The organism is Halorientalis brevis, from assembly GCF_023077655.1.
Map to the genome: position 1 here is coordinate 67,457 of NZ_JALLGV010000003.1, position 20,223 is coordinate 87,679.

At 65.9% G+C, this 20,223-nt stretch carries 21 protein-coding genes and 2 tRNA genes; 15 read left to right on the top strand and 8 right to left on the bottom strand.

The window, feature by feature from the left end:
• Positions 1-200: 200 nt before the first annotated feature.
• Genes MU553_RS05810 through MU553_RS05820 form a run of 3 tightly spaced genes read left to right on the top strand, consistent with a single transcriptional unit; the run spans position 201 to position 4,205 of the window.
• A complete protein-coding gene (locus tag MU553_RS05810) occupies positions 201-671 on the top strand; it encodes a thioredoxin family protein (RefSeq protein WP_247376656.1) in 471 nt (156 codons plus the stop codon).
• The gene (ccsA, locus tag MU553_RS05815) at positions 668-3,043 is read left to right on the top strand and encodes a cytochrome c biogenesis protein CcsA (protein WP_247376657.1); all 2,376 of its coding nucleotides are present in this window, start codon (positions 668-670) and stop codon (positions 3,041-3,043) included. Before MU553_RS05810 ends, ccsA begins: the two co-directional genes overlap by 4 nt.
• 1 nt (position 3,044) lies before the next feature.
• Entirely contained in the window at positions 3,045-4,205 is a 1,161-nt protein-coding gene (locus MU553_RS05820; protein WP_247376659.1) for a hypothetical protein, read from the top strand.
• Here the strand turns inward: MU553_RS05820 and MU553_RS05825 are convergent.
• The 3 genes from MU553_RS05825 to MU553_RS05835 all read right to left on the bottom strand — a co-directional run bounded on the left by MU553_RS05825 (position 4,202) and on the right by MU553_RS05835 (position 6,013).
• Positions 4,202-4,882 carry a heme exporter protein CcmB gene (locus MU553_RS05825; protein WP_247376661.1) on the bottom strand — a complete coding sequence of 227 codons (681 nt, stop codon included), beginning with the start codon at positions 4,880-4,882 and terminating at the stop codon, positions 4,202-4,204. The genes MU553_RS05820 and MU553_RS05825 overlap by 4 nt on opposite strands.
• Complete coding sequence (locus MU553_RS05830; protein WP_247376663.1) at positions 4,879-5,583, bottom strand: ABC transporter ATP-binding protein; 705 nt, start codon at positions 5,581-5,583, stop codon at positions 4,879-4,881. The genes MU553_RS05825 and MU553_RS05830 overlap by 4 nt, the downstream gene beginning before the upstream one ends.
• Positions 5,584-5,644: 61 nt before the next feature.
• Complete coding sequence (locus MU553_RS05835; protein ID WP_247376665.1) at positions 5,645-6,013, bottom strand: cytochrome c maturation protein CcmE domain-containing protein; 369 nt, start codon at positions 6,011-6,013, stop codon at positions 5,645-5,647.
• 188 nt (positions 6,014-6,201) lie between these two features.
• On the opposite strand from MU553_RS05835, the gene MU553_RS05840 reads away from it, so the two are divergent.
• From MU553_RS05840 to MU553_RS05860, 5 genes are all read left to right on the top strand, one after another.
• Positions 6,202-7,110, top strand: coding sequence for an acyltransferase (locus tag MU553_RS05840; protein ID WP_247376667.1), 909 nt, complete (start codon positions 6,202-6,204; stop codon positions 7,108-7,110).
• 491 nt (positions 7,111-7,601) lie between these two features.
• Complete coding sequence (locus tag MU553_RS05845; RefSeq protein ID WP_247376668.1) at positions 7,602-7,871, top strand: DUF7577 domain-containing protein; 270 nt, start codon at positions 7,602-7,604, stop codon at positions 7,869-7,871.
• Between the two features lie 36 nt (positions 7,872-7,907).
• The gene (locus tag MU553_RS05850; protein ID WP_247376670.1) at positions 7,908-8,627 is read left to right on the top strand and encodes an Nmad3 family putative nucleotide modification protein; all 720 of its coding nucleotides are present in this window, start codon (positions 7,908-7,910) and stop codon (positions 8,625-8,627) included.
• Between the two features lie 105 nt (positions 8,628-8,732).
• Positions 8,733-9,419 (top strand): RAD55 family ATPase, encoded by a 687-nt coding sequence (locus MU553_RS05855; protein WP_247376672.1) that lies wholly within the window; start codon positions 8,733-8,735, stop codon positions 9,417-9,419.
• Complete coding sequence (locus tag MU553_RS05860; protein ID WP_247376674.1) at positions 9,416-9,862, top strand: DUF8057 family protein; 447 nt, start codon at positions 9,416-9,418, stop codon at positions 9,860-9,862. The genes MU553_RS05855 and MU553_RS05860 overlap by 4 nt, the downstream gene beginning before the upstream one ends.
• Positions 9,863-9,888: 26 nt before the next feature.
• Here the strand turns inward: MU553_RS05860 and MU553_RS05865 are convergent, their stop codons facing one another.
• On the bottom strand, positions 9,889-11,085 hold the full coding sequence (locus MU553_RS05865) for a sensor histidine kinase (RefSeq protein ID WP_247376677.1): 1,197 nt from the start codon (positions 11,083-11,085) through the stop codon (positions 9,889-9,891).
• Positions 11,086-11,428: 343 nt separating this feature from the next.
• Between MU553_RS05865 and MU553_RS05870 the strand changes: the two genes are divergently transcribed.
• On the top strand, positions 11,429-11,689 hold the full coding sequence (locus tag MU553_RS05870; protein WP_247376679.1) for a hypothetical protein: 261 nt from the start codon (positions 11,429-11,431) through the stop codon (positions 11,687-11,689).
• Positions 11,690-11,763: 74 nt separating this feature from the next.
• Here the strand turns inward: MU553_RS05870 and MU553_RS05875 are convergent.
• A tRNA-Gly gene (locus MU553_RS05875) sits at positions 11,764-11,834 on the bottom strand.
• A 335-nt stretch (positions 11,835-12,169) separates the two neighbouring features.
• On the opposite strand from MU553_RS05875, the gene MU553_RS05880 reads away from it, so the two are divergent.
• Positions 12,170-13,114: a DUF4397 domain-containing protein gene (locus MU553_RS05880; RefSeq protein WP_486860560.1), complete on the top strand. Its 945-nt coding sequence runs from the start codon at positions 12,170-12,172 to the stop codon at positions 13,112-13,114.
• 169 nt (positions 13,115-13,283) lie between these two features.
• Entirely contained in the window at positions 13,284-14,138 is an 855-nt protein-coding gene (locus tag MU553_RS05885; protein WP_247376683.1) for an NAD+ synthase, read from the top strand.
• A gap of 1 nt (position 14,139) precedes the next feature.
• Here MU553_RS05885 and MU553_RS05890 read toward each other — a convergent pair whose 3' ends face one another.
• Positions 14,140-14,802, bottom strand: a complete 663-nt coding sequence (locus MU553_RS05890) for a hypothetical protein (protein WP_247376686.1) — start codon at positions 14,800-14,802, stop codon at positions 14,140-14,142.
• 93 nt (positions 14,803-14,895) lie between these two features.
• A complete protein-coding gene (locus tag MU553_RS05895) occupies positions 14,896-15,579 on the bottom strand; it encodes an enoyl-CoA hydratase/isomerase family protein (protein WP_247376688.1) in 684 nt (227 codons plus the stop codon).
• Between the two features lie 61 nt (positions 15,580-15,640).
• Between MU553_RS05895 and MU553_RS05900 the strand changes: the two genes are divergently transcribed.
• The 4 genes from MU553_RS05900 to MU553_RS05915 all read left to right on the top strand — a co-directional run bounded on the left by MU553_RS05900 (position 15,641) and on the right by MU553_RS05915 (position 19,562).
• Positions 15,641-16,366 (top strand): DUF7114 family protein, encoded by a 726-nt coding sequence (locus MU553_RS05900; protein ID WP_247376689.1) that lies wholly within the window; start codon positions 15,641-15,643, stop codon positions 16,364-16,366.
• Positions 16,367-16,424: 58 nt separating this feature from the next.
• A tRNA-Thr gene (locus MU553_RS05905) sits at positions 16,425-16,496 on the top strand.
• A 299-nt stretch (positions 16,497-16,795) separates the two neighbouring features.
• Positions 16,796-18,481: an aldehyde ferredoxin oxidoreductase C-terminal domain-containing protein gene (locus tag MU553_RS05910; protein WP_247376691.1), complete on the top strand. Its 1,686-nt coding sequence runs from the start codon at positions 16,796-16,798 to the stop codon at positions 18,479-18,481.
• A gap of 55 nt (positions 18,482-18,536) precedes the next feature.
• Entirely contained in the window at positions 18,537-19,562 is a 1,026-nt protein-coding gene (locus MU553_RS05915; protein ID WP_247376693.1) for a DUF4352 domain-containing protein, read from the top strand.
• Here MU553_RS05915 and MU553_RS05920 read toward each other — a convergent pair.
• Entirely contained in the window at positions 19,559-20,026 is a 468-nt protein-coding gene (locus MU553_RS05920) for a PaaI family thioesterase (protein WP_247376694.1), read from the bottom strand. The genes MU553_RS05915 and MU553_RS05920 overlap by 4 nt on opposite strands.
• Positions 20,027-20,223 lie beyond the last annotated feature (197 nt).

A 20,223-nucleotide genomic window follows, 5' to 3' on the forward strand; every position in this document is an offset into this window, starting at 1 on the left:
TGCCAGCATAGTAGAAACGTTACAATATCGAATGGGTGTTTACAGACCTCCCTCATAATTATTTCCATGGCACCGCTCTGTGAGGGTCGTTCGAGCGGTTCGACTGTGTCAGTGTGCGAATATTTCGGAGTATTGGGACGGATCTCCGACTAGCAGTCGAGGGTTATTTACTCGCCGGACACCGAGGCCCGAGCAGTTCGATGAACGCGCGGAAGGTCCTGACGGTCGTGTTTTTCGTCGCTGCACTCGCCATCGGCTACACGTCGATGAACACGGCGCCGGTGTTGCGTGACGAATCGTACTCCTATCACGGCGACACGGCCTGGCACACCGACTACGAGAAGGCCCAATCGATCGCCGAGAAGGAAGACAAGCCCATGCTCGTCTACTTCTGGACGACGTGGTGTACCTACTGTGAGGACTACAATCGGAACGTCTACTCGAAGCCCGCCGTCCAGGACCGTCTCGACGACTTCGTCCTGGTCGCGGTCAACTTAGACGCCGACGACCCGCAGACGTCGCGCCTCGCGAACCAGTACAACGCCGACTACCCGCCCCAGCTCGTCGCGACTGACCCGCAGGGCGACCAGCTCGTGAAGATCAACGGCTACGTCGAACGCCAGCAGTTCCTCTCGAACCTCGACGAGGCCGAACGGAGGATGGGCGAATGACGACCCTCGGGACCGCCGTTCTCGCGGGCGGGACCCTCCTGTCGCTCGTCGCGACTGTCCTGCTCGCGGTCGGATACGTTCGACGCGACGACCGCTTCGATGCATACGTAATCCGGCTGGTGGCGGGCGGATCGGGGCTGTTCGTCGCTGCGCTGTCGCTGCTTACGTATCAGTTCGTCACGACGGACTACACGAACGCGTACGTTTGGCAGAACACCGCGGACTACCTGCCGCTGCTGTACCGGGTCACCGGCGTCTACGCGAGCAACGCCGGCTCCCTGCTCCTGTGGGCCACGATCGCCTCGCTCGTGGTCGCCTGGGCGACCTGGCGTCGCGGGCTCGCGGACGCGCCATCGCGGCTCGTCGCCGCCCTCACCACCGGCGCGGTGGCCTACTTCGGGACCATGCTCCTGTTGGACAGCCCGTTCACGCACGTCTCGACGGTCGTCTCCGGGGGCGTCCCGACGACCGGCAACGGCCTCAACCCGCTGCTGATCGACCCGTACATGGCCATCCACCCGCCGCTGATGTTCATCGCCTACGCGCTGTTGACGATGCCGTTCGCCATCGGCGTGGCCCACTTCGTCGGCCTCGTTCGGAGCGGTGAGGGGCTGTTCAGGACGTGGAACGGCTCTGTCACCAGGTGGCTCCGCGCGGCCTGGCTGTTCCTGACCGCCGCGCTGGCGCTGGGCGCGCTCTGGTCGTACACTGTGCTCGGGTGGGGCGGCATCTGGGCCTGGGACCCCGTCGAGACGGCGATTTTCATCCCGTGGCTGTTCCTGACGGCGACGCTGCACGCCGTCGTGAACTACCGGCCCGGGGACCGGTACTCCGTGCTCGCGCCCGCGATGGTCGCGTCGACGTTCGCGCTCGTCGTCTACACCACGACGGTCGTCCGCAGCGGCGTCTTCCGGAGCGTCCACTCCTTCGCCGACAACGGCGCTGGCCTGGGCATGCTGCTTCTCGTGGGCGCGACGGCCGTCCTCGGCGTCGGCCTCCCGCTGGGCTTCTGGCTGCTGCGCGAGGAAGACGACGCGACCGACGACGGAGAGTGGCTGACGCGCTCGACGCTGCTCCACGGCGCGGTCCTCGCGCTGGGGCTGCTCGCATTCATTTCGCTGTGGGGACTCACCTTCCCCGTGCTGCGTGACCTCGCGACCGGGATCGAGGTGGAGGTCACCGCCCGCTACTACAACCGCTGGAGCTACCCGGTCACCCTGCTCACGATGCTCCTGCTGGGGTTCTACATGGACTTCGACGTGGAGGGCAAGCGCCGCGCCCTCGCCGGGCTCGGCGTCTTCGCGGCCGCGACCGTCGTCGCTGCGCTGTACGCGCCCTCGCCGGCCTGGCAGCTCGGGGCCGGGACCGAGGCGAGCGGCTTCTACGCGCTCGTCGGCCAGCTGAGCGCGCTCTCGGCGTTCCCGCCGGTCGCGTACGTGCTCATGGCGGTGGTGAAACGGGCGCTCGACCGCATTCCCGGTGCACCGCGCCGGACCCAACTCAAACAGACCGGCGTGATGCTCGTCCACGTCGGCGTCGCGGTCCTCGTCTTCTCGCTGGCGTTCACGTACCTGTTCACTGGCCAGGCGTCGGTCATCGTCGGCGGTGGTGGCGCGAACGGCGGCCAGGTCGACGTGCCGAACTCGCCGTACGCGGTACAGGCGCTCGGCTTCGAGACGTACTCGCTGCCGGAAGACCCGAACGTCGAGGGAGTCGCGCTCTCGACGACCGAACTCCAGCAGCGCGGGGCTGCGACCAACGGGACGACACAGGCTGTCCACGGCACCGTCACGGACATGCGCCAGGGGCCGCGGGCGACGGTGTATCAGCTCGACGACTCGGGCATCTGGGTCGGCGTCACGTCGCCCAACGGGACCGCCGGCCCGGCGTACGCTCGCGGTGACGCCATCGTCGCGCGCGGCGCCGTCATGTGGAACTACGTTCCCCAGACCGACGCCGTGGTCGTGACCGATCCGACGAACGTCGGGACGACGGCGTCCCCGCCGGACTCGCTGGGCCTGGAGCGCGTTCGCGTCCAGGCAGTCAACCTCGCGGTGATCGAGGGCAACCGGCAGGTCGCGGTCGGGCAAGCGGCCCAGCGGCGGTATCCCCGCCAGGGCGGCATGCAGACCCGTGACGTCCTGATCGACCGCGGACTGGCGTACGACACGTACGTCATCGCGGCCGTCCAGGGCGACACCGCCTCGCTCACGGTCAAGCGCATCCCGCTCATGACGCCGCTGCGACTCAGCATCGTGTCGCTTTTGGTCGGCATGCTGCTGATCTTCCTGTTCGACCCGGCACACGGCGTCTGGACGCGCCCGCTCGCCCCGGCTGCGGAAACTGACTCCGACCCCACGACTTCAGACTAACATGTCACGCTCGCTGCTCACGATACTGCTCGCGCTCGCCTGTCTCGCTACCGTCACCGGCGTCGCCGCCGCGGCCCCGGTGACCGGCACCGTCTCCGTCGACAACGGGACCGCCGAGGGCGACCAGGTCACGGTCACGCCGCTGAACGGGAACTTCGAGCGGGCCGGTCAACCGGTCACGACCGCCGTCGAGAACGGCTCGTATCGGGCGGCCGACGTGACCGACGCGCCGCTGTACGCCGTGGAGCTAGACCACAACGGCCTGCGCCACTACGCGGTCGTCCAGGAGCCGACCGCCGACTTCGAGCTGTCGGCCGGGCTGTCGGCTCGGCTGGCTCGCCCAGACGGCACGCCCGTTGCGAACGCGACCGTGACCGTCACCTCGCCGAACGGGCCGTCCGTGGCACAGCTGCAGACCGGACCGGACGGTGCGCTCGCGCTCGATCAGTTGCAACCCAACCGGACGTACCGCCTCAACGCTCGGCTGGACGGTGCTCCGTATCGCTACGTGCTCCGGACCGGCGAGAACGCCACTGACGCACGGCTCACGGTTCGCCCGCCGACCGCGGACGAAGCGGTTCTGACGGCGACTGGCGGGAACCCGGCCAGCCACATCGTCCAGCCGATCCAGAACGGCTCGACCACGCGCGTCGTCGAGACCATCCGCCTGCAGAACGCTGGAAACCAGCCGTTCCGCGGCCCGATACACGTCGGCCTTCCGGACTCGGCGACCGTCCAATCGGTGTCGATCGAGGGGCAGCGACTCCAGTACCGGCGCACGGCGGACGGGCTGGCGGTGAACGCGTCGCTGTCGTCGGGATCGACGATCCGCACTTCCGTCCAGTACACGCTCGCCGACGGCACCGTCTCGAAGTCGGTGCGACACGAGACGGACTCGCTCGCGGTCGTCCTGCAGGGACTCGATCCCGCCGCCGTCAATCACTCGTCGAACCTGCGCCTCCGCAACGCCAGCGGGATGCCTGTCCCGATGTTGACCAGCGCGGACGCGCTGGCTCCTGGTGACGGTATCTCGGTGACTTTGCCGGGCGCAGGCGGCACAGACCAGTCGAGCGGCTCGATGCCGCAGTTCCCGGCCGGCCCGCTCGTGGCCGGCCTGCTCGCCGTCGTCGTCGTCGGCATCGCGGCGTACCGAACCGTCTAGTCAGCGACGACGGCCTCGAAGACGACCATTCCTGCGAGGAGGATGATGCCGGTGTAGGCCACCAGGAGCCGCAGCCACGCGGACGGGTCGCCGCCGACGCTCAGCAGGCGGGTGAGTTCGACGCCGGCCAGCAGGACGGGGATGACCAGCGGCACCAGCAAGATGGGGACGAGCGACGTCCGGAGGTTCGACTGCGCGGCGAGCAAGGAGAGCACGACGCCGACGGCCGAAAAGCCCAGCGACGCGATCAGGATGGTTCCCGCGAGCGCCGCCAGCATCGTCGCCGGCGGCCGGTAGTTGAGAAAGACGGTGATCGCCACGAGCGTCACCAGCGAGACGCTCGCGACGAAGATCGTGTTGCTCGCGACCTTGCCGAAGTAGATGGCTGTGCGGTCGACCGGTGCGAGCAACAGCCCGTCGATGGCGCTGTCGCGGTTCTCGGCCGTGATCGCCTGCGTGACCGAGATGGTGCCCGCGAAGACGAACGCGATCCAGAGCGCGCCCCGGCCCAGCACGGTGAGATCGGAGACGGACTTGGCGAACCCGAAGGCGAAGGCGACGACGACGAGCAGGGAGAACACGAGCGACGTGGCGAACACGCGCTTCGAGCGGAGTTCCACGAGCAGGTCTTTGCGGACGATGGTCCACATCGCTCGCAGGTACGTCTGGGCGCTCATGTTCCCTCCAGTCCGACGGCCTCGCGGTAAGCCCGCTCGAAAGCGCCGTGGTCGGCGTACTCGTCGGCCCGCGCGTCGAGTTGCACCTGGCCGCGGTCGAGGACGACGGCCCGGTCGCAATGTTCGAACCCCCGGTCGAAGTCGTGGGTCGCCATGACGACCAGCCGGTCGCTGACGTCCGTGAGCACGTCCGACAGCGTCGCGGCCGCGCGCTGATCGAGGCCGGCGTACGGTTCGTCGAGCAAGAGCACGTCCGGATCGTGAAGCAGCGCGCGGGCGAACGACAGCCGTTTGCGCATGCCGTGGGAGAACGCGTTCGGCCGCTCGCTGGCCCGGTGGGCGAGCCCCACGCGATCCAGGAGCGTTTCGCAGCGGTCGGCGTCGACGCCGTGCAGGCGGGCGTGCAGCCGGAGGTTCTCGCGAGCGGTCAGGTCGTCGTACAGCATCGTGTCGTGGGTGACGACGCCGAGCCGCCCGCGGACGGCGTCTGACGCCTCGCCGAGGGGCTCGCCGTCGAGCAGTACCGTCCCCTCCGTCGGCGTCGCGAGCGTCGACAGCAGGCGAATGAGCGTCGACTTGCCGGCCCCGTTCGGTCCGAACAGGCCGAGGAACTCGCCGTCACTCACTTCGAGGTCGACCGCGCGGAGCGCGTCGAACTGGCCGAACCGCTTGGAGAGCCCGTCGACGGCGAGCCGCGTCACGCCGGACCACCACGGTTGCCACTCGAACGGCCCTCGTCAGCGGCTCGAAACCCCGGGACGGTCACGTGTCGTCGGGGCGCTCGGACCCCTCGTGTGCCCTGACCGAGAGCTGGCGGGCGTCGAGTCGGCCGTCCTCGTAGACGCCCTTCGCGACGACGATGCGGCCGTTCGCCATCGTCTCGGGCATCGTCTTCTCGTAGACGACCGGGACGGACGCGTTCCCGTCGGTCACCCTGAACGTGATGCGGTCACCGGCGGTGCTGAGATTCGCCACGCGGCCTTCGAGGTTGACGCGGTCGCTGGCGTGGGAGCCCTCGTCGAGTTCCGTCGGCGAAACGAACTGCGTCGTCGCGGTTGACGTCGTCGTGAGCAGTCCGAACAAGAGTGCGATGCCCACGCCTGCGACGACGAGTTTGAACTTTCGCTGCACGTTATGTCGTCCCTGTTGGCGAACGTGTTTCAATCTTCCGTGCTCGTCCGGAGCCGTGTACACGATTGGCAGAACTGTCCTTGTGTGGGACGACGCCCGCTATCGGTCCGGAACCGTTCGGTTACCTCGCGGTAATGGCGGCGCAGCCAACGAAAACCACTATCACTGGGCCGGTCTATCGAAGGGACATGACGAAGCGCCACGTCTCGCTGCCGCCCCTGGCTGAGGAGGGGCTCCGGGCGTTCCTCACGGAGGTCGACGAGCGACTCTCCAGCGATGAGAGCACCTGCGACGTCGTGGAGGACGTGCTCGTCGATCTGCACGGCGATCGAGAGGCGTACGAGCGCTGGCAGGACGGCGGCGACGTCTCGCCTGCCGAGCGCGTTCGCCTCCAGGGGTACGACCCCTGCAACGCGACGCTCGAAAGCGAGTACTACGCCGAGGTCGAAGCGATGGAGGACGAGTTCCGGCAATCGAAGTACCTCCAGTGGCTCTGGCGGCAGTTCGACGCCACGCCGATGGCCGACAACATCGCCTTCGCGCTGCGCTTCCGCCAGATGCTCGCCAAACACCTCTTCGCCGAGGCCGGCGACGACCTCCGCCTGTTCAAGGGCATCACCTTCACCTACGGCCACAACATCGAACTCGGGGACAACGTCGTCGTCCACGACGACGTGCACCTCGACGACCGCGGGAAACTCACCGTCGGCGACCGCGTCTCGATCTCCGACAACGCGCACGTCTACAGCCACGACCACGACGTCAACGACCAGACCCACATCGACAACTACCACACCATCATCGAGGACGACGTCCGGGTCACCTACGACTCGATGGTCCGCGCCGGCGTCAAACTCGGCGAGAACTCCATTCTCGCGGCCAAATCCATCGCCGGGAGCGACGTCCCCGCCCACCACATCGCCGCCGGTCAGCCCGCGAAATCCGTCGCCGTCAAAGAGGGCTGGGAGAGCGTCGCCGAACCGATCGAAGACGCCAACGAGGACAACCGCGAGGCGCGGCGCGTCGAGTACGAAGTGCCCGAGAATCTCGACACCTTCGACGAATTCAAGCGCGACCTCCAGCCGCCGGACGCCTGAGGACGCAGGTCCGATCTGTCGCCTTCTCTTCTCCCGAACCTCGAACTCCGGTTCTCTGCTTGCTCAGTACAGAGTACCTTTTTTGCACTCGGGTGTCCTCACGCTGACGCGCTGCGGGCACCACTCGTGCAAAAAATCTACGCTAAAAAAGCCGGACGGCTCGCTCCTTGCGGTCGCTCGCGTCCGGTAAACCGCTCACTTCGTTCGCGGATGCTGGCAGTCTTCACTGCTCAGTGGGCACACACAGTGAGCACGCTAGCATCTGGCGCGCCGGTTCGCCTGAAGACACTCCGCGTTTTCCGAGCCCTCGTTCGTTTCCGTTGGTCACTCATGATGACACCGGACGCGAGCGAACGAAGTGAGCGAGTCGTCCGGCAGTGTTAGTCCAGGTTTTGCAGACGGGGGTGCCCGCAGGCCGGAGGCCGAGGACACCCCCGTGCTGTAAAAAGTGGGGGGACAGACCCAAGTACTGTGACAACGTATACCACGCCATGGAGGTCTGGACCTGGATCGTGGCGTACATCGTGGGGTTCAGTCTCCTTCAGTTGCTGGTGTACCGGTATTTCCGGGACAGCGAGCCATCGGTCGAGCAGCCCTCGCCTGGAACCGGCGAGCGGTACGCGGCAGGGGACCGACTGAAGCGGGATCAGACCGGCGGGAGGGCCACGGAGGACGGTCTGTACTGCCAACACTGCGGTGCGTTCAACGAGCAGGCGGCCACGTATCGATACTGCAAACAGTGCGTTTCGCCGCTGCGGTAGCGAGTCGCTTTTCCCTGCACTCGTCGGAGTGCGGGTATGCAGAGCGTCGCGATCAACGTCGCCGCCAACACCAACGAGCCCGGCGTCCGCGGGCCGCTCTTTTCCGACGGCTCCTTCGAGTACGTCCCCATTCCCGAGTCGAAACCGACCAGCGACGCGGTCCCGACCTACGCCGATCTCGACCTCGAAACGTCGCTGCCGGACGGATACCGGGACGCGCCGGTGCACCTCGATCCGGAGTTCGCCGAGTATCCACGCTGTGAACGCTACACCTACGGCGACGAACACGGGATCAAAGCCAGTCCGCTCTCGAAGCTCTCGGCGGGCGACTACCTGTTGTTCTACGCGACGCTCGCGACCGGTGCGGACCGCCCTGACTGGGCACCGCCGGAGTGGGGCGCCTTCCTCATCGGGCAGTTCCGCCTGGCTCGCGACGCCATCACCGGCGAGGAGTATCGCGAGCTGGCGGCGGCCGAGCGGGCTCCCTACGCGAACAACGCTCACGTCAAGCGCAGCGAGTTCGACGCGCGCGTCCTCGTGACGGGCGACCCCGACGGGTCCGGGCTCTACGACACGGCGATTCCGCTGAGCACGCGGACGGCCGGGAGCGACGCGAACCAGTTGGTCACCGAGCTGTCGAGCGACTCCGGGAAGGGACCGTGGTGGCGGCGGCCCATGAAATTCGACGCCGAGGCGACCGAGCACCTCCACTCAATCCGAGCGACTCACTCTTTCGACGCGTGTTTCGCTGACTGACGGAACCCCCGGATCGAAGCGACCCCGCCGCCGTCTGTCGGTTGCGTTCTCAAACGTGAGAACAAGAAGCAAACAACTATGGTCGGACGCGGGTATGTTGAGCGCATGAGAGTTTCGACCGGCGTCCCGGGCTTCGACGAACTCGTCGAGGGCGGTCTCCCGGCGCAACGGCTGTACGTGGTGAGTGGCCCGCCGGGGAGCGGGAAAACCACGTTCTCTTCGCAGTTCATCACGGACGGGGCGCGGAACGGCCAGAACTGCCTGTACGTGACGATGCACGAGTCGAAAGAGGAACTCATCCACGACATGGGAAACTTCGACTTCGGCTTCGAGAAGGTGATGCGGTCGGATCGGGTGCAGTTTCTCAATCTCGTCACCGAGGCCGGCAAGCGGACCATCACGCAGTTCGGGACCGAAGGGGGCCTGACCAATCGGCTGGCGGCGTTCATCGAGTCCAACGGGATCGATCGGGCGGTCATCGACTCGACGATGCTCCTCCAGCACTTCTTCTCGGACATGTCCGACGAGATCACCGGCTTTCTCTCGGCGCTGAAACAGACGGATACGACCATCCTCCTCATCTCGGAGATGACCGACCCGACCTCCTACGCCGACGAGCACTACCTGGCGCACGGCGTCATCTTCTTCCACAACTACATGGAGTCGGGCGGCATGACGCGAGGCGTACAGACGATCAAGATGCGCGGGACGGCCATCGACTGTGACATCTACAAGATCGACTTCTCGGATAACGGTCTCCGCGTGTACCCTGACGAGAAGGTCAAACGATGAGCCTCTACGAGGAACAGTTCGACCCCGATTGGGACTCGCTCGACCGCGACGAGGCCATGGTCCGCGCGTTCGCGCTCGGCGTCGCCGCTTCGATGGGCGAACCCAACGAGGAGGAGTTCGAGGCGGTCCAGGCGGAGATGGGAACGAACTACGACGCCAGCATCGTCGAACTCGCCTACAGGGAAGGAAAAGGCAAGACGGCGAAACGAATGCAGGAGACCGACGCACGCGGGATGACACTCTGGCGACGACTCCTCACCGACGAGTTCGACGCCGAGTTGATCGGTCTCGACGAGGAGTGGGACGTCGACACCGTACAGCTCCTCAAAGACGCCGCCGACCGCGCGACGGATTTCCCCTCCGCCGTCGCCGACCGGACCGAAGCGATCGACCGCCCCGATCCGGACCCGGAACAGACTGATTTTCCCGACTTCCTCGAATAACCGCTCGCCTGCTACTGGCCGTCAATTCAGACTTTCGGGAGCGACAGCTTCACGACGCTCCCCGTCCGGTGTTCGTCGGCCTGCGGCTGACTGCCTGCAGCGCTTCGCGGCGCTCCGTCTTCCATCCAGGACTCGCCGCCGTACTGCCGGACGATCGACGCGGTCAGGAACAGACCGAGTCCCTCGCCGTCGCTGTTCATTCCGCGTTCGCTCGCCTCGAACACCTCGGTTTTGCGGTCGTCGGCCACGCCGGGACCGTTGTCCGCGACGGCCACCACCACCTCGTCGTCACGCTCGGTGAGCGACACTTCGACGTGTGGCTCGGCGGCCGTGTTGTGTTCGACGCCGTTGTTGAGGACGTTCGCCAGCGCCCGCCCGAGCAGGTCGTTGGCTTCCACGGCGATGCCCTCCGGGTCCGTCCCGTTCACCTCGAACGTCGCCTCCGGGTAGTTCCGCCGCGCTCGCTCCAGTTCCGCGTCGAGGACCGACGCCAGGTCGACCGGGAGCAGTTCCGGATCCTCGGTGAGCGTCCGGGTAATCGTCCGGATCTCTTCGATGGTGTCTGCCATCTCGCTGGCCTGGTCGATCACCGTCTCGACGTACTCCTCGCCGTCCTCGTCGACGTGGGTTTCGAGGACCTGTGTCTGCCCGCGGATGACCGTTAGTCCGTTCAGCAGGTGGTGGCGCAGGATTCGGTTCAACACCTCGTTTGTCTCCTGCTGGCGTTCGAGGAACTCCTGTTCGAGCTTCGCCTCCGTCGCCTTCTGGGCGTTCTGCTGGGACCGCACCTGTGCCGTCCCGACCAACAGCCCGAAGAAGCCGCCCGCGACGACTTGCGTCAGAATCTCGACGCTCATCGGCACCCGTGACTGACCGAGTATCTCCAGCAGCACCGTCCAGCCGCCGAGTCCGAGCATCGTGTAAATCCCCAGCGCGTACCAGACCGCGACCGTCCGTCGCTGTCCCGTCGCGAGGTCCGACTGGTGGAGCTGCAGCCCCTGCCACACGATGAGCATCACGAACAGCGCCGGCAACAGCAGGTCCACCACGAAAAAGAACGGCTCTGCGACGTGTAACCGTGCGAACCCCGTAATGAGCCCGAGCAACATCAGGCTCACCATCGGGACGATCCACTCGAACAGCGTCTCGTCCACCCCCTCCTCGACGAACTCCTCCCAGTCCATCGCCTGTGCGTAACTTCCGCTACCGTGTAATATAATCATCGAATCATCATGATCCTCAGCAAACACAACTGTGCTCGGCCCCGTTTCAGTCCGGTAGGTTCTGCGACGAAACCGATCGTCGTCTCTGTAGATGGGTCCAGTTTGATAACATGTGGTTTTGTTTATTTCACATATTAGATTATGAAAACAGCGGCAAACGCTTACAAGGACGCATTCGAGACGTACCGGTCAGACGGAAGTCTCGGACCTGTGGGGGGTGCAGTCGACGACCGTCGACGCACAACACGGGGCGCTTCCGGGGGGTACAATGAACCGTTCCAGCACGCAGTCCGGAGTAGGGGAATCGCCGGTCGTTTCGACCGAATCAGTTCGATCACTGGCAGTGACAGCGCTCGTTCTCGCGCTGCTCGTCACCGGCTTGCTCGTCGGGAACGCGACCGCCGTGACGGCTGCGAACACCACCGACGAGACGACCAGAACGATGGTCCCACCGGCGACCGCAGCCAGCGCCGCAGACGCACCGCCGGCATCGACGTCCGCGTCTCAGCAGGGACTCCCCGCTGTGACGGGACCGGCCGCAGCCGCCGGCGTCGTTGCCGGCGTCACCATCGCGACCGGTCTGTTCGTTCGCCGGCAGGGGTGACCGGAACACAGTCCGTGGCGGCGACTCGGTGAGCGACAGCGGTACTCGTCACTCGCGGGCCGTTCCTTGCAGGATGCGCCGGCCGGGAATTGAACCCGGGCTATGAGCTTGGGAAGCTCATGTCCTACCACTAGACCACCGGCGCTTCGTTCGCTTTGCTCACTCGCGCCGAGCATCGACGGACTTCGTCCGTCTCAACACCGGCGCGCTCACTTCGTTCGCGCCCCGAGCCCTGCGTCGCCGCGCTCCGCAGGACACCGGCGCTCATTCCATCCGTATCCGACCGCGGCACTTGAACGTAGCGCTTCCGGCCACGCGATCGCCGGCGAGCGCTGTCTGGAAAGCCCGCCGAAACGCGCGCTCGCTTTCGGTAACCTACCCACTAGCGTCGAGATAGCGACCGATACTCCGGGACGGGGACGAACTCGGTGGACATACGGACCGGTCGCTGTCGCACTCGTTTCTCCTGGCCCCTGTCGGATGCGGGGCACGTTGCTACGATTTTTCGGAAATCCAGTCTTTCCAGTGACCGTTCACTGGGCGCCGTCTGGCGGTCTGGAATACCTCACTCATAACGAAGGTGCTGTCGGCCAATGTGTGCGGTGCATGTCTGGCAGCGAAAACAGAGGATTGACTGCAGTACAACTGGTGGCGCTCACGCTGGCAACGGTCGCGATCGGCAGCATCGCGATCGCTGGTGGCGCAGTGGCGGCCACACAGGAACAGACCCCGAACCAATCGCAGGCGCAGAACCAGTCACAGGGACAGGCACAGGTCCGGCTCGTTCACGCGTCCCCCGACGCGCCGCCGGTCGACATCTACGTCGACGGTGAACCGGCCGTCGAAGACCTCGCGTTCGGGAACGCGACGGACTACGTCGAGCTCCAGCCCGGGATGCACAACGTCACGATCACGGAAGCTGGCAACGCCACCAACGTGGTGTTCCAGCAGGACATCCCGGTCAAACCAGGACAGTACACCATCGCTGCCGCGGGTGAAGTCACCCCCGGCGCGGAACGCGCCTTCACGCCGGTTCTGCTCGCCGACGACGCGCAACCGGGTGAGGACGAAGCGATGGTCCGCCTCGCACACCTCTCTCCCGACGCGCCGACAGTCGACGTGACCGTCGCGGAGAGCGGTGACGTGCTGTTCGACAACGTGAGCTTCGGCAACGCGACCGACTACGAGACCGTCCCGCCGGGCGATTACACCCTCGAAGTCCGTCCGGCGACGGCGAACAACGACGGCGAGGTCGTGACGACCGTCGACGTCTCCGTCGAGGGCGGACAGGCCTACACCGGCATCGCGACCGGCTACCTCAACCCCGACGAGGCCGCCGGCAACGAGACGTTCCGGGTCCTCGTCCTGGAAGACGAGACCGCCGATCAGCCCGGACAGGGCCAGGGCCAAGGCCCGCCGATGTGAAAGCAGCGTCCTGCAGTCGCGAGGGCAACCGCCGATAGCGCATCTCCGAACGGCCGCCATTTTTTCCAGTAAGTGGACGCTCTTCCGATTCTTGCGACGATTGTGCGATAATGTTGGCGTAATTCCCCGGATGGAAAGCGTATAGTCCCTCCCGGACGTAGCCGTCGGCATGTCTGAATCGAGTTCGGTCGAGCGCGCTGGCGAGCCACTCGATCTCTCGTTGTCGGCGGCTGAACTGGAACGCCATCGCGAACACATCGTCGCGTTCATCCGGAACCAACTCGACGCCGCGGGCGTCGAGGAAGCCGTTCTCGGGCTCTCGGGGGGCATCGACAGCACGACCACTGCGTACCTGGCCGTCGAGGCGCTCGGAGCCGACAGCGTTCACGGACTCGTACTCCCGAGCGAAGTCAACCGCGACCGGAACATGAGCGACGCCGAACGCGTCGCCGAGACGCTGGGCATCTCCTACGACGTCATCGAGATCGAACCCATCGTCGACGCAATGCTGACGGCCGTCCCGAGCGTCAACGCGGACGCGGACACGAGCAGTGATCCCCTCAAGACCGCCGTCGGGAACCTTCGCGTGCGGACGCGGGCAGTCCTCAACTACTTCGCGGCGAACCGTCGGCAGGCCCTGGTCCTGGGGACGGGGAACCGCAGCGAGGCGCTCGTGGGCTACTTCACGAAGTACGGCGACGGCGCGGTGGACTGTCACCCCATCGCCAACCTGTACAAACAGCAGGTCCGCCAGCTAGCGAAACACCTCGGCGTCGAGGACGACCTCGCCGAGAAGACCGCCAGCGCCGAGATGTGGTCGGGGCAGACCGACGCGGAGGAACTCGGCGTCGACTACGACACGCTCGATTCGATCCTCGCACTCCACGTCGACGGACCGCTCTCGACGTCCGCGACCGTCCGGACGCTCGACGTCGACGAAGACCTGATCGAGCACGTCCGCGAACTGTACGAACGCAGCGCGCACAAACGGCAGGTCCCCCCAGGCCCCGAGCCGCTGTACTGAGCTACGCCGATTCGTTCATTTCGACGAGGATGCGGACGAAGTCGCCGCCCTCGCCGCTGTCCGGGCCGACGCCTTCGAGTTCGTACGTCGCCGGATTGACGGACTCGTTGTTCACCTGGACCGTGACGTTCGTCCCGGGATCGCTGTCGCGGTAGGTCGTTCCGTCGTAGGTCACCGTGCTCCTGGTGACGTCGATGCCCAGCGTCGCCATCGCGTACTCGAGGGTGACGCCCTTCGCGTGGACGTGCCATGCCGACCCGTCGCCGGCCTCGAAGTGGAATCCCGGGTACTGCTGTGGCTTCTGGAACTTGGGCTGGCTGAAATCGAGCGTCTGTCCGTCGATGGTGACGTTGATGTGGCCGTGTTCGTGGACGTCGCCCACGTTCGTCGGAGTCTGTGCGACGTCACCCATCGGTGTGGTCGCGGCACTGCTGCCGCCCCAGACGAAAAACGTCACGTAGACGATGACGCCGACGGTGAACAGGAGCAACCCGCCGAGGACGACCGGCCCGGTCGGGAACTCGCCGCCGTCGTCACCCACGTGCTGTTCGACGCGTCGCCTGTCGATTCTGCTGAGTTCCCCCTCGTCGTGCGCCGCGTGCAGGTGCTCCAGGTAGGCGTCCTCGTCGGCGAACGACTCCGCACAGTAGTTACAATCCGGCATGTGCTCTCCCTTGTCGTCTCAATTGCTTGGCGAGTCTACGATTCAATCCTTTCGGTTCACGTGATATTCCCTCGCTGCGGGATTCATCGGTCATCAGCGGTCGAAATCCGCCCGCTCGATGAGCGTCGCGAACGTTTCGGCCTCGCGGGCCTCCTGAGTCTCCTGCGCCGCGGTATCCCGCATCCGGTCTTTCAGCAGTGAGAGTGCGGCGTGGTCGTTGTCGGTCAGCGACTCGGCGACGGCTTTCGGGTCGTCGACGACGCGCGAGACGAGTCCCATGCGCAGCGCCTCCTGGGCGTCGACGACGCGTCCGGACAGCGCGATGTCCATCGCCTCGCCCTCGCCGACGACGCGGGGCAATCGAACCGTGCCGCCCCAGGCGCCGAACAGTCCGAGCGTCACGCCGGTCTCCGCGAACGTCGCGCGTTCGGTCGCCACGCGCAGGTCACAGGCCAGTGCCAGTTCGACGCCGCCGCCTCGCGCCGGGCCGTCGACGCCAGCGACGACGACGCTGTCGCTGGTTTCGATGGCCCGCGCGACCGCCTGCCCGTGCTCGGCGAAGGCTGGTGCCGCCTCCCCGTCGAGGTCCGCGACCACGTCCAGATCGGCACCGGCACAGAAGGCGTCGCCGGCACCCCGGAGGTAGATCACGGGGGCGTCGGTCTCGGTTACGGCCGTTTGCAGTGCGTCCAGTCCGTCGGGGGTCAGCGCGTTCCGCCGGTCGGGGCGGTCGAGCGTAATCACCCGAAGGGACTCCTCGTCAGTCGTGGCAAGCATTGGACACTCCTGGTCGGTCGTTTCCAAAGGTCTTTGCCTTTCCCGCCGCTAGGTCGCGGTAATGGAGGAAGCCGCTGCGGTCCGGCGAGCGGCGCTGGAAGCAGTCGATGACGTCGACCCCGCCCGGCTCTTCGAGCGCATCGAGCAGCGCGTCGAGGCCGGCTCGATGGCCCCCGGGGCGCTCACGCTTCTCAGCGCAGCGGCCGTCGACGATGCGATCGGCTCCGAGGGCATCGACGACCGCGCTGCCGGCGTACAGCTCATCTACGAAGGCCTGCGCCTGACCCGTGCACTGGCCCACGAGAGCCCCTGGGACACCGGCGAGTCGACCGGCGCCTGGCAGGCCGTCCCGGTCACCGCCGACCGACCCGATTCGGACGGCAAGTCGCGACGCGCCGCCGCCGCCGACGTGGACGTTCTCGTCGCCGACATCCTCGTGGCTCGGGGGTTCTACCTGCTGGCCCGGACGGAAGCCGCCGACGCCGCCGTCTCGGTCGTCCGATCGTTCGGCCGCGACCAGACCGTCCGCCGCGAGACCGCCGACCCGACGCTGGACCACAACCTCGAAACCGACGTGCTCGAACTGGCCGTCGTCGCCGGCACGACCGCCGCCGGCGGCAGCGCACCGGTCCACCTCCGGGAGTTCGTCACCGACCTCGCGGACGCCGGGACCGGGCTGCCACCGGCCGATGCCGTGCTCACCGAGGCCGTCCGCGACCGGCTCGACGGCCTCGTCGGAACCGACGCCTCGCCGACCGGTGAAGCGCGGACCTCGGCCGACCACTAAATCGAAACGCCTAAAGACAATCTCCTGTTACCGTGTATTGCGGACACAACGACGGTATGCCTGGGTAGCTTAGCGGTAAAGCGCGTCCTTGGTAAGGACGAGACCCCGGATTCAAATTCCGGCCTAGGCTCTTCTCGCGAACGATATGGAACGGAGTTGTATCTCCGTCCCCCAGGGTGAGCGTGTGTGCCGAGCGGAATTTGAATTCCTGGAAGACGAGCATAGCGAGTCTTCCTCCGGTTCAAATTCCGGCCTAGGCTCTTTTCACGAACCAACGACGCGGAGTTTCATCTCCGTCCGTCAGAGTACACGTGCGGCGCGGGAGCTACCTGCTCTCAACCGACGCCCGCGATCGCTAACGCTGTAATAACTATCCTGAAAATACTTGCCGTCGATTTATTAGTTCGGCATACATTGACATGATTGGTAATGATTCACGGGAAAGGGCCGCTGCTCAGTATCGACGTCGGGGATCGAACGACGACGGAAGAAGACATCGACGACGTCCTCCAGTCGTTCATCGGGGGTCGAGGGGTCGGGACGAAACTCGCGCACGACCGGATTCCGTTCGACGCTGACCCGCTCGGGCCGGACAACCGGCTCGTCTTCGCGACGGGACCGCTCCAGACGGCGACGATGAGTTTCACCGGGCGGATGAACTGTACGGGACTGTCGCCGCTGACCGACGGCTTGCTCTCTTCGAACGCGGGCGGGTACATGTCCCGGCCGTTCGTCGAGACGGGCTACGGCGCCGTCGAGATCACGGGGGCGAGCGACGACCTCGTCGGGGTCCACGTCTGGGACGATTGCGTTACGTTCGAAGACGTATCGAACCTCGACGGAGCGACGATCGACGAGGTCGTCGAGTACGTCGACGCAGAACACGACCTCGGGATGGAGCACACCGCCATCGTCGGGCCGGCCGGCGAGAACGAGGTGCGCTACGCGGCGATCATCACCTCCGAGTCGCGCGCGTTCGGCCGCGGGGGCCTCGGCGCCGTCCTCGGCGCGAAAGGCGTGAAGTTCGTCACATTCGACGGGGACTCCCGACCGGAGTACGACCTCGACGAGGAGATCACGCGCGCGGTCCACCAGGAAGCGGCGACCTCCGATAGCCCGATGAAAGACGCCGGCACGGTGTCGGTCTCGTCGTACGCCAACGCCGTCGAGGCGATCCCGACGAAGTACTTCGCGGAGCAGTCCTTCGACCGGATGGAGTCGATCGGCTCGTCGGCGGTCATCGACCACAAGTACGAGAACGGCACCTGCTCGTCGTGTGCGTTCGCCTGCAAACTCCCGACGAAAGACGAGGAGACCGGGTTCACGACGGAAGGCCCCGAGTACGAGACGGTGATGGCGTTCGGGTCGAACGCGCTGGTCGACGACTTCGTCTCGATCATGACGGCGAACGACAAGTGCGACCAGCTCGGGCTAGACACCATCTCGTGTGGGGACACCATCGCCGCCTATCTCGCCGCAAACGACGAGTTTGGCAACGACGACCTGCTGCTCGAACTCGTCGAAAAGATCGCCTACCGCGAGGACGAGGGCGACCTGCTCGCTGAGGGAATCGACCGCATCCACGACGACCTGGGCGTGGAGAACTGGACGATGAAAGGCATGGAGTTCTCGGCGCACGACGGGCGCACGCTGAACGGCCAGGCGCTGTCGTTTGCGACCTCGAACCGCGGTGCGGACCACATGTACGCCGAGATGTACAACCTCGAGTATCCCCTGGTCGCGCCCAACGAGGCGCTCCCGAAGGAGGGCGTCGACGGCAAATCGGCGACGCTCATCGAACACGAGAACCTCAACGCGGTCAAAGACAGCGGCGTCCTCTGTAAGTTCTCCTTCTCGAACATGACCGAGGAGCGTACGGAAGCGCTGTTCCAGGCCGAGTACGACCGGCTCATGGACGTGGGCAGCCGCATCGTCGAGCTCGAACGGCACTTCAACAACCAGCGCGGGAGAGACCGCGCCGACGACGAGTCGCTCCCCTACGAGATCGAGGGGTTGGCGGCGGAGCTGTCGAACTACTACGAACAGCGCGGCTGGAACGCCGACGGCACCGTTCCCGACGAGAAGATCGCTGGTTCGTCTGCCGCCGGCGACTGAGCCCCTCGCTCTGTTACAGGAAGCTTATACGGAGTGTTCTCCTACGGCCGGCCACATGACCGCAGAGACGCCGTTCTCACGTCGCCGACTGCTCCAGTCGGGTGCCGCGCTCGGCACCCTCGCGCTCGCCGGCTGTTCCGGTGGCGGTTCGTCCACGCCGACGAACCGGCCGTTCAGCCAGGAGGATCGAGGGGGAGACGCACCGGCACCCACCGAGACCGAGACGCCCGTCGAGTACACGACGGTCGACGAGGCCGAACCGACGGCGACGGTGGGCGAGATCGTCGCCGACGAGAAACTCGCCCTCGTCGTCAGGGGGTTCGAGCGGCAATCGGCCCAGGGGCTGGATCAAGAGTTGCTCATGCTCGACCTCGGCATCAAGAACCGAACCGTCGGCGAGTACATCTCCTTCAGCAACATGCGGATGCACCTCGAGGACGAGCAGGGGGAGACGTATCGCCACTGGCGGTTCGGCACTGACGTCGGCGCCGAGGTCAGTTACGAACAGCTCGCGCCCGGCGAAGTCGTCTGGAGTTCGGTTCCGTTCCAGGCGCCGGCCGACCCGAGCAGTGCCAGCGCCGTGTTCACGTTCGAGACGCCCTCGGTTTCGTTCGATCGAGTGACGGTCGACCTCGGGGAGTCGGTCGAACTCGCCACGCGGTTCGAGCAGACGCTCGACGTGGTGACCTACGACGTGGGCGAGACGGTCACCCAGGAGGGCCTGTCCGTGACGCTCGAGGACTTCCGCATCGTCCAGTCGATCGACGGCGCGGGCGCCGCCGGCGACGGACGGGTGTACGTGATCCCGAAACTGAGCATCGAAAACGGGGCCGACGCCCCGAAACTCGTCCGCCAGATCAGCCACACGAGCCTCAAAGACGACCGTGGGCAAGCCTTCCGGATCGACGCTGCGGCACGCGAAGCGCTCCCGAACGCGCTCAAGCGGCGGAAGCAGATCGCGCCGGGGAACACGCGCACCCGCGAAATCCCCTACGTCGTTCCGGAAGCCGTCCAGTCGCTCTACTTCGTCTTCGACTTCTCGATCGACCTCGGCGGGTTCCGACGGTTCTGGGAGCTCTAGTCGCCGTTCCCGGCCGTGTCTCGGTTTTCGGCCGCTGTCTCCACGCCGTCGCCGTCGAGCCACGGCGTGTTCTCGCTGTCACCGCCCGTCTTGTAGACGCCGCGAGCCGTCGCGACGTGGTGGTCCTCGACGTCCCAGACGTCGATGCTGGCGACGGCGACGCTCCCGCCCATGCGCAGCACTTCGGCTTCGGCGACGAGGTCGTCGGTGGCCGGCGCGAGGTAGTCCATCCGCATGTCGATCGTCGGCGAGACGTCCTCTGAGAGGGAGATGACCGCGGCGCCCCCGACCGTGTCGGCCAGCGAGTAGGTCACGCCGCCGTGGGCGACGTCGCCACCGGGGACCGACGACAACTCTTCGCGCATCGTGACACGTCCCGCCGCGTACCCGTCGGCAGCTTCGGTCAGTTCGATGCCGAGCAGGTCCGTGAAGGGCATATACGAGAACATCTCAGTAACGTCCATGCAGCAACATGTGACCACCGGGAAATAAGGGTTCAGAACACATACGGTGTCACACCACACGTCGTGGCGGGCCGCGCTGCCGGGCCTGGGGGAAAAGGGACCGACTGTCGTTTCGCCACGATACGCAGAGAGCATGACATCATCGAACGCGTCTCGTACCCGACAGTCAGCACGAGGTATCGCCACGCAGCCAGCAC